The following is a 12,930-nucleotide window of genomic DNA, read 5'->3' on the forward strand; positions in this document are numbered from 1 at the left end:
TTCCTTGACCCTGTCCGGCTTTCTCGTCTTCTGCGGCGTCTATGCCATGGCGACCTTCTCGCCGGGCCCGGCGGTGGCGGCCATCATCGCGCGGACCCTGGCGGTCGGCCTCCGGCGCACCGCGCCCTTCATCCTCGGCATCGTCACCGGCGATCTCGTCTGGTTCGCCCTCGTGGCGCTCGGCCTTGCGGCCCTCGCCCAGGCCTTCCAGCCGCTCTTCCTCGCCATCAAATATGCCGGCGTCGCCTATCTGCTCTATCTCGCCTGGAAGCTCTGGACCGCCCCGGCGACGGCCCCTTCGGAGGCCCCCGAGGCTCGCGGCGAGGGCTGGAAGCTCTATCTCGGCGGCCTCGCCCTGACCATGGGCAACGCCAAGGTCATGGTCTTTTTCGTCTCGATCCTGCCGCTGGTGGTGGACCTCGCCACCCTGACGCCGCTGCTGGCGGTCGAGATCGGGGTGACGATGATGGCGATCCTGTCGGTCGCCATGTGGACCTATGCGCTGGCCGCCGCCCGCGCCCGCCGCTTCATCCAGAGCCCCGGGGCCATGCGCCTGGTCAACCGCGGCACCGGCGCTGTCATGGCCGGCGCCGCCGTGGCTGTGGCAGCGCGGGGCTAGCCCCCGCACCGCCACGGCGATCGCCCCCTCTCCCGGCGCTAGCGCGCCGACCTCTCCCCACCGGGGAGAGGTGTGGGTCGCGCCCTCAGCACAGGATCGCCGTGGCGCGACGCCGGCCATCTCACCTCTCCCCGGTGGGGAGAGGTCGACCGAAGGTCGGGAGAGGGGCTTCGGGATTCAACCGATTGTTGTCGCCCACCACCACGGACATCCTCCACGCAACGGAGACACCGGAGCCGGGGGATGGATCGGTTTCGCGACCTGTCGCGTCGCCTCCGGCGCGAACAGACACTCGCCGAGGCGCGCCTGTGGCAGGCGGTGCGTGCCCATCGCTTCGGCAGCCGGAAGTTCCGCCGTCAGCACCCGATCGCCGGCTACATCGTCGACTTCGTCTGCATCGACGCGAAGTTGATCGTCGAGGTCGATGGGGCGACGCATGGCAGCGCGTCCGAAGTAGCCCGGGACAGTCGCCGGACGCGCGACCTGGAGGCCTGCGGGTTCATGGTCATGCGGGTTCAGAACGAAGACGTGCGCACCAATCTCGCGGGCGTCCTAGATGCGATCTGGATGGAGCTCCATCACCGCGCGACGCTATAGGGGCGTGGGAGGCCCCCTCTCCCGGCGCTACCGCGCCGACCTCTCCCCACCGGGGGGAGGTGTGGGTCGCGCCCTCAGCACAGGATCGCCGTGGCGCGACGCCTGTCGTCTTACCTCTCCCCACCGGGGAGAGGTGTGGGTCGCGCCCTCAGCACAGGATCGCCGTGGCGCGAAGCCTGCCGCCTTACGTCTCCCCGGCGGGGAGAGGTCGACCGAAGGTCGGGAGAGGGGGCAAACCCCTCACACCGCGAAGAACACCGTCTCGCCCTCGCCCTGCAGGCGGATGTCGAGCGTGTAGGTGTCGCCGTGGCGCGTCGCCACCAGCGTGCCGCGGCGGGCCTCCGGCACCAGCGCAAGGATGGGATCGGCGGCATTGGCCGTCGCCTCGTCCTCGAAATAGGCGCGGGTGAAGAGCTGCTTCAGCATGCCCCGCCCGAACACCGCGACGAGGATGTGCGGCGCCTGCTCGCGGCCGCCGGGACCCGGGACCGGGCCCGGCTTCACCGTCTCGAAGCGATAGGTGCCGTCGGCGCGGGTGTCGGAGCGGCCGAAGCCCATGAAGCTGTTGCTCTGCCGGGCCCGGCCGTCGCCGGGATGGGCGTAGCGGCCGTCCGCATCAGCCTGCCAGATCTCCAGCATGGCATCCGGCACCGGCTCTCCCGCTCCATCGAAGACGCGGCCGGTCAGCACGATGCGCTCGCCGGGCGTGCCGGGGGCGGCGACATGGCCGTCCGCCGAGACCGGCACATGCGGATAGGCGGTGCCGGGGGTGAGCCCGTAGTGGAAGAAGGGCCCGACCGTCTGCGACGGGGTGATGCCCTCGGGGCGCGTGCTGTCAGTGCTCATGCGGCTCCTCCATGGGGGTCGCCTCGCGGCCGCGCAGGACGATGTCGAACTGGTAGCCGAGCGCCCATTCGGGCTGGGTCGTCTCGAGATCGAAGCGGGCAATCAGCCGCTCGCGCGCCTTTTCGTCCGGAATGCCGTTGAAGATCGGATCGAAGGGGAAGAGCGGGTCGCCGGGGAAATACATCTGCGTGACGAGGCGCGACAGGAAGCTCGGCCCGAAGACCGAGAAATGGATATGCGCGGGCCGCCAGGCATTGTGGTGGTTGCGCCAGGGATAGGCGCCGGGGCGGATGGTGGTGAAGCGGTAGCGCCCGTCCTCACCCGTGAGATAACGGCCGGCGCCGGTGAAGTTCGGGTCGAGCGGGGCCGGATGCTGGTCGCGCACATGGACATAGCGGCCGGCGGCATTGGCCTGCCACAGCTCGACCAGGGCGTTCGGCACCGGGCGGCCATCCTCGTCCAGCACGCGGCCGGTGATGATGATGCGCTCGCCGAGCGGCTCGCCGGCATGCTGCACGGTGAGGTCGGCGTCGGTCTCGCGCACCTTGCCGTGGCCATAGACCGGCCCGGTCAGCTCGGTCAGCGTGTGCGGCACGAGGATCAGCGGCTGCTGCGGGGCGCGCAGCACGGTGCTCGTATAGGCAGGGTGCAGGCTCGGCGGATGCGCAGCCGTGGATTCGGTCGGCAGGATCAGGGCCATCGTCAGGGCTCCTCTCGGTGTCGTCACGCCTGCTGTCCGCAGGTCTTGTTCAGGATGTGGCCGACGGGGGTTCGACGGCAGCGGGCGGCCGCGCCGCCCGCCGGGGTTTCAGGAGATGCGCTCCACGGCCAGCGCCACGCCCTGGCCGACGCCGACACACATGGTGGCGAGGCCATAGCGGCCGCCGGTTTTCTCCAGCTGGTGCACGGCGGTGGCGGCGATGCGCGCGCCCGACATGCCGAGCGGATGGCCGAGCGCGATGGCGCCGCCATTCGGGTTCACATGGTCTGCATCCTCCGGCACGCCGATACCGCGCAGCACGGCGATGCCCTGGCTGGCGAAGGCCTCGTTGAGCTCGATCACGTCGAAGTCCGACACCTTGATGCCGAGACGCTCGACCAGCTTCTTCACCGCGGGAATCGGCCCGATGCCCATGATCCGAGGCGGCACGCCGGCCGAGGCCGCGCCGAGGATGCGGGCCCGCGGGGTGAGGCCGTATTTCTTCACGGCTTCCGCCGAGGCGATGATCATGGCGGCGGCGCCGTCATTGACGCCCGAGGCATTGCCGGCGGTCACCGTGCCGGGCTGGCGCACGAAGGCCTTCAGCTTGGCGAGGCCTTCCGCCGTCGTCTCGGGGCGCGGATGCTCGTCCTTGTCGACGATGATCGGGCCGGCCTTGCCGCCGGGGATCTCCACCGCAACGATCTCCTCGGCGAAATAGCCGGAGGCCATGGCGCGGCCCGCCCGCTGCTGCGAGCGCAGCGCGAAGGCGTCCTGGTCGTCGCGCGAGACCTGGAACTCCTCGGCGACGTTTTCGCCGGTCTCCGGCATGGAATCGACGCCGTACTGCGCCTTCATCAGCGGGTTGATGAAGCGCCAGCCGATGGTCGTGTCGAAAATGTCGGCGGAGCGCGAGAAGGCCTCGGCGGCCTTGCCCATGACGAAGGGCGCGCGGGTCATGCTCTCGACGCCGCCGGCAATGGCGAGGTCGATCTCGCCGGCGCGGATGGCGCGGGCGGCAGCGCCCACCGCATCGAGGCCGGAGGCGCAGAGCCGGTTGACGGTCATGGCCGGCACGCTGTCGGGGAGCCCCGAGAGGAGCGCCGCCATGCGGGCGACGTTGCGGTTGTCCTCGCCGGCCTGGTTGGCGCAGCCGAAGACGATCTCGTCGATGGCGCCGGCGATCTGCGGATGGCGGGCGATGAGCGCCTTCAGCGGCACCGCCGCGAGGTCGTCGGCGCGCACCTTGGCCAGCGCCCCGCCATAGCGGCCGATCGGCGTGCGGACGGCGTCGCAGATGAAGGCGTCAGCCATGATGCTCTCCCTGTCGCGGCCCGGGGCCGCCATCGCGTTCTTGTTGGCGCGGCCGCGTCAGGCCGCGTGGGCCGCCTTGGTGCGGGCGTGGAGGTCGCGCAGGACCGACAGCTCCGTGTCGTCGGGAGCCGGCGTCTCGCGCACTTCGGCGGCGAACTTCACCGGCCAGCCGCAATTCTCCTGGATCTGCTCGCGCGTCACGCCCGGATGGATGGAGGTGACGGTAAGCTCGCTCGTCTCCGGATCGGGCTCGAAGATGCAGAGGTCGGTGATGAGCTGCGTCGGGCCGCGGGTCTTCACCCCCAGCGCCTCGCGCGAGCCCTTGCCGGTGCCGTGGCCGAGCGAGGTGATGAAGGGCAGCTTGTCCATGAAGGCGCGCTGGCCCATGGCCATGATGATGAAGATCTGGCCGCAATTGATGGCGATCTCCGGCGCGCCGCCGCCGCCCGGCAAGCGCACCTTCGGCGCGTCATAGGGGCCGACAACCGTCGTGTTGAGATTGCCGAAGCGGTCGATCTGCGCGCCGCCGAGGAAGCCGATGGTGATGCGTCCGCCCTGCAGCCAGTAGCGGAACATCTCCGGCACCGAGACGGTGGTCAGCGCCGTGTCGCAGAGCTCGCCGTCGCCGATGGAGAGCGGCAGGACGGTCGGGCGCGTCGACAGCGTGCCGCTTTCATAGATCAGCGTGATCTTCGGCGCGTGGGTGAGGCGGGCGAGGTTGCAGGCGGCCGAGGGCGCGCCGATGCCGACGAAGCAGACGTCGTCGTTCGACAGCAGCCGCGCCGCGGCGATGGTCATGATCTCGTTGGGCGTGTAGGCGCTCATGGTTCGGTCCTCCTCGCTCATTCCGCCGCCATGGCGACGCGGCGGGCATGGGCCGCGAAGGCCTCCGGCCCCTTGGACAGCACGTTCTCCTCCATCCACTTGAGGAAGACCGCCTTGTCGCGGGCGATCTTGTCCCAGCCGATGTAGAAGGCGTTGTCGCGCTTGTAGTAGCCCTGCGCGTAGGAGGGATGGGCGCCGCCCGGCACCACGGCGATGGCCGTGACGGTCCAGGCGGGCAGGATCACCGCATTGGCGTTGCGCGGGCCGAATTCGTCGACGACCTCCTCGACGGTCACCACCGAGCGCTTGGCGGCGAGCACCGCCTCCTTCTGAACGCCGACAATGCCCTCGAGCATGACGTTGCCCTCGCGGTCGGCCTTCAGCGCGTGGATGATGGCGACGTCCGGGCGCACGGCCGGGACGGTGGCCAGCACCTCTCCCGTATAGGGGCAGGTGACCGAGCGGATGTTCGGATTGACCTTCGGCAGGTCGACGCCCTTGTAGCCGCGGAAGACTGCGAAGGGCAGGTTCGCCGCGCCCGCCTCGAAGGCATTGGCCATGGCGGCGTGGGAATGTTCCTCGATGGCCAGGCGCCCGGCCTCGATCTCCTCGCGCACCCGGTGCAGCGAGCCGACGCCGGGATTGCCGGCCCAGGAGAAGACGAGCTTCTTCGCCTGCCCCATGCCGACGATCTGGTCATAGATGATGTCGGGCGTCATGCGGATCAGCGTCAGGTCCTTCTGGCCCTGGCGGATCACCTCATGACCGGCGGCATAGGGGATGAGATGGGTGAAGCCCTCCATCGCCACGCTGTCGCCGTCGCGCAGGTTGGCGGCGATGGCGTCGTGCAGGGACATGAACGCGGCCATGCGGTCCGTCTCCTCGTCGTTTCCTCTGTGGCGCGACTCCTCGCGCCGGGCCGTCCAACTGTCAAGTGCGATATGCGGACGATAGTGCGTTAAACGCACAGAAAGGGAGTCTGGCGCGTTTGTTGGGCAGGTCCGGGCAGGTCAGCCCAAAAGAATCTCTCGTCCCCGGCGCACGCAGAAAAAATTCGTGGCTGCCTCTTGCATGGCCTTCATGCCGAAAAGGCGGGCCTGATGCCAAATTATGCAGGAATCAGAAGAACTCCGGATCGACCGGCCCGGAGCGCGGCACGGCGCTTGGGAAAAGACCCTATGGCACGCCCCTTGCCACAGGCTAGGCTGCCCCCGCCGGGCCCCGGACAACAATCCAGGCCGTCGGTGCCGCGTGTTGGCATCGGCAGGAACGGGCGGGGATCGGTTTCCGAGGGAGAACCACGACGATGGACCGCAGAACATTCATCAAGGCCGGCGCGGGCGCCGGGCTGGTGGCCGGCACGGCCGGCCTCGCCGCACCCGCCCTGTCGCAAGGGGCCGCCGCCAAGACGCTGCGCTTCGTGCCGCAGGCGAACCTCGCCAATTTCGACCCGATCTGGGGAACGCAGTACGTCGTCCGCAACGCGGCGGCGCTGGTCTGGGACACGCTTTACGGTGTCGACGAGACGCTGACGCCCCAGCGGCAGATGGTCGAGTCCGAGGAGGTTTCCTCCGACGGCCTGACCTGGACCTTCAAGCTGCGCTCGGGCCTCAAGTTCCATGACGGCACCCCCGTGCTCGCCAAGGACTGCGTTGCCTCGCTCATCCGCTGGTCGGCCCGCGATCCCATGGGCCTGATGATCAAGGCCCTGCAGAAGGAGCTCGTCGCCGTCGACGACCGCACCTTCAAGTGGGTGCTCTCCGCCCCCTATCCGAAGATGCTGCTGGCGCTGGGCAAGAACAACGCGCCCTGCTCCTTCATCATGCCGGAGCGCATCGCCAAGACCGATCCGTTCCAGCAGATCAGCGAGTATATCGGCTCCGGCCCGATGAAGTTCGTCCGCGGCGAGTGGGTTCCCGGCGCCAAGGCAGTCTTCGAGAAGTTCGCCGACTACGTGCCGCGCTCGGAGAAGGCCTCATGGCTCGCCGGCGGCAAGCGCATGCTTGTCGACCGCATCGAGTGGGTGATCATGCCGGATCCGGCGACCGCTTCGGCGGCGCTGCAGAACGGCGAGGTCGACTGGTGGGAGAACCCGATCGCCGACCTCGTGCCGGTGCTCCGCCGCAACCGCAACATCCGTGTCGATATCGGCGATCCGCTCGGCAATATCGGCGCCTTCCGCCTCAACCACCTCCACCCGCCCTTCATTGACGTGCGCGCCCGCCGGGCGATCCTCGCCGCGCTCGACCAGGAGGAGTTCATGCGGGCGATCGTCGGCTCCGACGACAGCCTTTGGAAGCCGCTGCCGGGCTTCTTCACTCCCGGCACGCCCCTCTACACCGAGGAAGGCGGCGACATCCTGAAGGGTCCGCGCAACGTCGAGTTGGCCAAGCGCCTTCTCGCCGAGAGCGGCTACAAGGGCGAGCCGGTGACCATGGTGGTCGCGCAGGACCAGCCGGTGACCAAGGCGCAGGGCGACGTGGCCCAGCAGCTCCTGAAGCGCATCGGCATGAATGTCGACTTCGTCGCCACCGACTGGGGCACGACCGGCCAGCGCCGCGCGCTGAAGACGCCTCCGGCCCAGGGCGGCTGGAACATCTTCTTCTCCTGGCATGCCGGCGCCGACTGCACCAACCCGGCCGGCTACACCGCCATCCGCGCCAATGGCGATCGCGCCTGGTTCGGCTGGCCGGACATCCCGGAGGTGGAGAAGCAGGTCACTGCCTGGTTCGACGCCAAGAACCTGGAGGAGGAGAAGGCCGCCATCCGTGCCCTCAACAAGGCCGCGGTGGAAAACGTCGTCTTCGTGCCACCGGGCTTCTTCCTCACCTACACCGCCTGGCGCAGCAATGTGACCGGCATCACCAAGGGCCCGCTGCCCTTCTTCTGGGACGTCGCCAAGGCCTGATCGGCCAAGAGCGTTCCATCGCTGATCCGGCCGGGGGCGGTCCGCTGTCCCCGGCCTCACATGTGAGATTCCCCGCCGATGTTCGTCTATGTCGTCCGCCGCATCCTCGCGACGATCCCGGTCATGGCCGTGGTGGCGCTCTTCGTCTTCTCGCTGCTCTACATCGCCCCGGGCGACCCGGCGGCGGTGATTGCCGGCGACCAGGCGACGCCGGAGGATGTGGAGAAGATCCGCCGCTCGCTCGGCCTCGACCGGCCCTTCCTCATCCGCTTCGGCGAATGGGTCTGGCAGATCGCCCGTTTCGACCTCGGCACCTCCATCTTCACCGGCCTGCCGGTGACCCAGCTCATCGCCCAGCGCATCGAGCCGACGCTCTCGCTGATGGTCGTCACCCTCGTCATCGCCGTTTTCATTGCCGTGCCCATGGGCGTGCTGGCGGCCTGGAAGGCCGGCACGATCATCGACCGCACCATCATGGGCTTCGCCGTCTTCGGCTTCTCGGTGCCGGTCTTCGTCGTCGGCTACATCCTCGCCTATGTCTTCGCCCTCGAGCTCGACTGGCTGCCCGTGCAGGGCTACACGCCGCTCTCCCGCGGCTTCTGGCCCTGGCTCGAGAACCTCATCCTGCCCTCCATCGCGCTGGGCATGGTCTATATCGCCCTCATCGCCCGCATCACCCGCGCCACGATGATGGAGGTCCTCCAGCAGGACTACATCCGCACGGCGCGCGCCAAGGGCCTGTCCCAGCGCACGGTGCTCTTCCTCCACGCGCTGAAGAACGCCGCCGTGCCGGTCATCACCGTCATCGGCATCGGCGTCGCCCTGCTCATCGGCGGCGCGGTGGTCACCGAGAGCGTCTTCGCCATTCCGGGCCTCGGCCGCCTCACGGTCGATGCCATCCTCAGGCGCGACTATCCCGTCATCCAGGGCCTCGTCCTGCTGTTTTCCTTCATCTACGTCCTCGTCAACCTCGCCGTTGACCTCGTCTACACGCTCGTCGATCCGAGGATCCGCTATTGACAGTGCAGAGCCCCACCACCGTTCCCGCCGTCGCCGAAACGGCCGCCGAGGCGCCGAAGCGGATCAGCCTGTGGCGCCTCGTGCGCCGTTATCCGACCATCGTCATCGGCTCGTCGATCCTCATCACGATCATCCTGGTCGCCATCTTCGCGCCCTTCCTCGGCACGGTTGACCCGACGGCGATCTCGACCCGCATGAGGACCCGCGAGCCCTCGGCGCAGTTCTGGTTCGGCACCGACATGCTCGGCCGCGACATCTATTCCCGCGTGCTCTACGGCGCCCGCGTGTCGCTGGTCGTCGGCTTCTCGGTCGCCATCCTCGCCTCCGTGCTCGGCCTTGCCATCGGCCTCGTCGCCGGCTTCATCCGCAAGGCCGACGCCATCATCATGCGGGTGATGGACGGCATCATGTCGATCCCCTCCATCCTGCTGGCCATCGCGCTGATGGCGCTGACCCGCGGCTCGGTCGGCAACGTCATCCTCGCCATCACCATCGCCGAGATCCCGCGCGTCTCGCGCCTCGTCCGCGGCGTGGTGCTGTCCCTGCGCGAGCAGCCCTATGTGGATGCGGCGGTGGCCGCCGGCACCTCGACGCCGGTCATCATCGTCAAGCACATCCTGCCCAACACGCTGGCGCCGATCATCGTCCAGGCGACCTATATCTGCGCCGCGGCCATGATCACCGAGGCGATCCTGTCCTTCATCGGCGCCGGCACCCCGCCGATCACGCCGTCCTGGGGCAACATCATGGCCGAGGGCCGGGCGCTCTGGCAGGTGAAGTTCTACATCGTGCTCTTCCCGGCCATGTTCCTGTCCATCACCGTGCTCGCCGTGAACCTCCTCGGCGACGGGTTGCGCGACGCCCTCGACCCGCGGCTCGCCAAGACCATCTGAGTGACCACGATCTGAGTCCGAGGGCCAAGGCCCCCAAAACACGAACGGCGCGGGATCGCTCCCGCGCCGTTCGCTTTTGGAAGGGTCAGGCAGGCCTCAGCCGCCGGAAATGCGCTCCACATCGGCGCCGACCGCCGAGAGCTTGGTCTCCAGCCGCTCGAAGCCGCGGTCGAGGTGATAGACGCGGTTGACCATGGTCTCGCCCTGGGCGGCCAGCGCGGCGATGACCAGCGACACCGAGGCGCGCAGGTCGGTGGCCATGACCGGCGCGCCCTTCAGCGTGTCGACGCCCTCGATCGTGGCGGTCTGGCCGTCGAGATGGATATGCGCGCCGAGGCGGGCGAGCTCCTGCACATGCATGAAGCGGTTCTCGAAAATCGTCTCGGTGATGCGCGACGTGCCCTTGGCGCGCGTCATCAGGCCCATGAGCTGGGCCTGCAGGTCGGTGGGGAAGCCCGGATAGGGATCGGTCGTCACCGTCACCGGCGACAGGCCGTGCCCGTTGCGCTTCACGCGGATGCCCTCGTTGGTCGAGGTGATCTCGGCGCCGGCCTCCACCAGCACGTCGAGCGCGGCCTGCAGCAGCTCGGGACGGGCGCCCTCCAGCAGCACGTCGCCGCCGGCCATGGCCACGCACATGGCATAGGTGCCGGTCTCGATGCGGTCGGCCACCACGGCGTGATGGGCGCCGCGCAGGCGCGAGACACCCGTCACTTCGATCGTCGACGTGCCATGACCCTTGATCCGCGCGCCCATCTTGATGAGGCAGTCGGCGAGGTCGACGATCTCCGGCTCGCGCGCGGCGTTGTGGATCACCGTCGTGCCGTCGGCCAGCGAGGCGGCCATCAGCGCCACATGGGTGCCGCCGACCGTCACCTTCGGGAAATCGATCTCCGCGCCCTTGAGGCCCTTGTCGGCCGAGACCACGGCATAGCCGGCATCGATGTCGATTGTGGCGCCCAGGCGCTCCAGCGCCATGAGGAGCAGGTCCACCGGCCGCGTGCCGATGGCGCAGCCGCCCGGCAGCGACACCTTGGCGCGGCCCATGCGGGCGAGCAGCGGCGCGATGACCCAGAAGCTGGCGCGCATGGTGGAGACGAGCTCATAGGGCGCCGTCGTGTCGACGATGGAGCGGGCGTTGAGGCGCACGGTCTGGCCGGTCAGCACCTCGTCGCCATTGCGCTTGCCGGCAATGGTCACGTCGACGCCGTGATTGCCGAGGATGCGGGCGAGGTTCGACACGTCGGAGAGGCGCGGGACGTTGGCGAGCGTCAGTTCGTCCTCGGTGAGCAGCGAGGCGATCATCAGCGGCAGGGCGGCGTTCTTCGCCCCGGAGATCGGGATGGTGCCGTGAAGCGGGCGTCCACCCGTGATGCGGATGCGGTCCATGCGGAACTCCTCGGAGGGAGGGCTCGCCGTCGCGGCGCCCGCCGTCGAATCGCCCGGCGGGGTTTCTGGAGCATGCCGCCGCGGCCGGGCCATCGTCTAGCCGACCAAGGGGGGCGAAACAAGGAAGGCCCTGCGGCGGAATTCCGGCCGGTGCCGCAGCACCGCAGCCGCCACCGCCATGGTTCAGCCCGGCTCGTCCTCGCTCGCGCTCCTGGCCTTCGCCTGCTCCTTGCGGCGCTTCAGGTTGGCGCGCAGCTGCGCCGCGAGCCGCTCGGCGCGGGGATCGCGCGGCTTTGCCGCCCCACCCGGAGCCTCCACGCCGCCTGCCGCTGCATCCTTCTCCGCCATGCCCTCGATCCTACTGCTGCGGCGGCGATCCTGCCGCCAGCGGAGCGGCCCTGCAACGTCCTCTCCACCAATTCGCCCCGCCGCCCTTGCATCGCGCCGCACCCTGTGGCAGGAACGCGCCTCGTTCGCACCGCGCACCGCTTGGACGCGCGTCGGGCCTCGCTGCGGTAGCTCAGTGGTAGAGCACTCCCTTGGTAAGGGAGAGGTCGAGAGTTCAATCCTCTCTCGCAGCACCATTCCCAAGACATCCCCACGTTGAGCGCTTCAGCACTTTTAGTGGGCTAGCGCTGTCTCCACCGTGGGACAGAGGGGTGGAACAATAGCTCGCAAAAAGTCGCTGCGAGATGGTCTAGATGTTACGAGCGCACGGATAGATGTCCGAAGCGTTCGACCGTGCCGCTGTGGTGCCAGTCACGGTGAAAAAGGTGGAAGGCTGAGGAGATACACTCTCCTACAGGGAGCACTCTATCGTATAACTCAGACAAAAAATCATGAATTGCACCTACCTCCGGTTAAGAGGGGGGCATAAGCGCTGCCGATGCTTCCCGTTCACAGTTCGCGGTCACCTGATTGAACCATCCCTCCAGCTCGCTCGACTTGACCGCCTCGCGTCGCAGATGCGGCCCGAAGTGGTCCAAACAGTTTAGGAGAGCCTCCCGACATAACTCCGCCCCCTCGACAACCCCGCGGCCGATGCTGACATCGCGAGGCGGTAATTCTCCGTGAACAATCTTTGATCGGAGTTTGTAGAAGCGCCTTACGCGTTCCTGCTGGAGGCCAAATGCTCCCGGTTCGCGAGGATCGCACAGGAAGGCAGCTGATCGTTTGGAGAGAACAACTGTGATGTCCTGAACCTCGCCGGTCATCATCATTGTTTCCAGCGCGGTAGCAAATTGCACCACCCGAGTAGAACCGCGCTCCTGACGAACGGCCTCGCCATACCAGTGTACGGCGTTCAAAAAGCGCCGGCTGAGTGGCCTTGAGACGCTCGGGTCGACGACTGCCTCTAGAGCTACTGCAAACCATTCCAGCGGCTTCTGGATTTCTGGCTTAGCGAGAGACTTAGACCAGCCTGGACCGAACCCGCCTTGGCCGGTTCTCTCTTCAAGGACAGACGAATGAAGATTGCCGTAGGCATCCGCAACAAGGGTCGCCCTGACATCGTTCCGCACCGCCGGCCCGCGAAGGCGCATCCTATCCGTCGCGAACGCACCAAAGAGGAGATGAAGGCAGTCTAGCGCTGACGTAACAGCACGGGTGGCGATCGCTTCCGATGTATCTTGGTCGCAGTCCTCGACCCGAACCACCGCCACCCATCGGAAGGACCGATAATAGCGCAATGAAAGACAGAGAAGATCGCGCCTGAGGTTGCTCGTTGAATCAGCCCCCTAATTGCCCGGACACGACCCACCCTTAAGATAAGGGTTAGGAGTAATGTCGTGCGCATGACTGGTTCTTATCCGAAGAGTGA

General features: G+C 67.8%; 12 protein-coding genes and 1 tRNA gene. 6 read left to right on the forward strand and 7 right to left on the reverse strand.

The annotated features are described in order from the left end of the window. The first annotated feature begins 4 nt into the window (after nucleotides 1-4). Together C8P69_RS09715 and C8P69_RS09720 are read left to right on the forward strand one after the other, a co-directional pair. Entirely contained in the window at nucleotides 5-619 is a 615-nt protein-coding gene (locus C8P69_RS09715; RefSeq protein WP_245901958.1) for a LysE family translocator, read from the forward strand. Nucleotides 620-862: 243 nt separating this feature from the next. After that, the gene (locus tag C8P69_RS09720; RefSeq protein WP_108176481.1) at nucleotides 863-1,216 is read left to right on the forward strand and encodes an endonuclease domain-containing protein; all 354 of its coding nucleotides are present in this window, start codon (nucleotides 863-865) and stop codon (nucleotides 1,214-1,216) included. A gap of 240 nt (nucleotides 1,217-1,456) precedes the next feature. Here C8P69_RS09720 and pcaG read toward each other — a convergent pair whose 3' ends face one another. The 5 genes from pcaG to C8P69_RS09745 all read right to left on the reverse strand — a co-directional run bounded on the left by pcaG (nucleotide 1,457) and on the right by C8P69_RS09745 (nucleotide 5,770). Continuing rightward, nucleotides 1,457-2,062 carry a protocatechuate 3,4-dioxygenase subunit alpha gene (gene pcaG, locus C8P69_RS09725; protein ID WP_108176483.1) on the reverse strand — a complete coding sequence of 202 codons (606 nt, stop codon included), beginning with the start codon at nucleotides 2,060-2,062 and terminating at the stop codon, nucleotides 1,457-1,459. After that, nucleotides 2,052-2,762: a protocatechuate 3,4-dioxygenase subunit beta gene (gene pcaH, locus C8P69_RS09730; protein WP_108176485.1), complete on the reverse strand. Its 711-nt coding sequence runs from the start codon at nucleotides 2,760-2,762 to the stop codon at nucleotides 2,052-2,054. The genes pcaG and pcaH overlap by 11 nt, the downstream gene beginning before the upstream one ends. Nucleotides 2,763-2,870: 108 nt before the next feature. Continuing rightward, a complete protein-coding gene (gene pcaF, locus C8P69_RS09735; RefSeq protein ID WP_108176487.1) occupies nucleotides 2,871-4,076 on the reverse strand; it encodes a 3-oxoadipyl-CoA thiolase in 1,206 nt (401 codons plus the stop codon). Nucleotides 4,077-4,133: 57 nt separating this feature from the next. Next, the gene (locus C8P69_RS09740) at nucleotides 4,134-4,901 is read right to left on the reverse strand and encodes a CoA-transferase subunit beta (protein WP_108176489.1); all 768 of its coding nucleotides are present in this window, start codon (nucleotides 4,899-4,901) and stop codon (nucleotides 4,134-4,136) included. 17 nt (nucleotides 4,902-4,918) lie between these two features. Continuing rightward, a complete protein-coding gene (locus C8P69_RS09745; RefSeq protein WP_108176491.1) occupies nucleotides 4,919-5,770 on the reverse strand; it encodes a CoA transferase subunit A in 852 nt (283 codons plus the stop codon). Nucleotides 5,771-6,207: 437 nt separating this feature from the next. Here C8P69_RS09745 and C8P69_RS09750 point away from each other — a divergent pair, with 437 nt between their 5' ends. The 3 genes from C8P69_RS09750 (at nucleotide 6,208) to C8P69_RS09760 (ending at nucleotide 9,722) form a co-directional block, all read left to right on the forward strand. Further along, a complete protein-coding gene (locus C8P69_RS09750) occupies nucleotides 6,208-7,809 on the forward strand; it encodes an ABC transporter substrate-binding protein (RefSeq protein ID WP_108176493.1) in 1,602 nt (533 codons plus the stop codon). Between the two features lie 78 nt (nucleotides 7,810-7,887). After that, a complete protein-coding gene (locus tag C8P69_RS09755) occupies nucleotides 7,888-8,829 on the forward strand; it encodes an ABC transporter permease (protein WP_108176498.1) in 942 nt (313 codons plus the stop codon). Further along, nucleotides 8,826-9,722, forward strand: coding sequence for an ABC transporter permease (locus C8P69_RS09760; RefSeq protein ID WP_108176500.1), 897 nt, complete (start codon nucleotides 8,826-8,828; stop codon nucleotides 9,720-9,722). Before C8P69_RS09755 ends, C8P69_RS09760 begins: the two co-directional genes overlap by 4 nt. A 96-nt stretch (nucleotides 9,723-9,818) precedes the next feature. Here the strand turns inward: C8P69_RS09760 and murA are convergent, their stop codons facing one another. Further along, complete coding sequence (gene murA, locus C8P69_RS09765; protein WP_108176502.1) at nucleotides 9,819-11,111, reverse strand: UDP-N-acetylglucosamine 1-carboxyvinyltransferase; 1,293 nt, start codon at nucleotides 11,109-11,111, stop codon at nucleotides 9,819-9,821. A gap of 183 nt (nucleotides 11,112-11,294) precedes the next feature. Then, on the reverse strand, nucleotides 11,295-11,459 hold the full coding sequence (locus tag C8P69_RS23840) for a hypothetical protein (protein WP_170118160.1): 165 nt from the start codon (nucleotides 11,457-11,459) through the stop codon (nucleotides 11,295-11,297). Between the two features lie 161 nt (nucleotides 11,460-11,620). On the opposite strand from C8P69_RS23840, the gene C8P69_RS09770 reads away from it, so the two are divergent. Continuing rightward, nucleotides 11,621-11,695, forward strand: a tRNA-Thr gene (locus C8P69_RS09770). Nucleotides 11,696-12,930 lie beyond the last annotated feature (1,235 nt).

The organism is Phreatobacter oligotrophus (assembly GCF_003046185.1).
Lineage (GTDB): Bacteria > Pseudomonadota > Alphaproteobacteria > Rhizobiales > Phreatobacteraceae > Phreatobacter > Phreatobacter oligotrophus.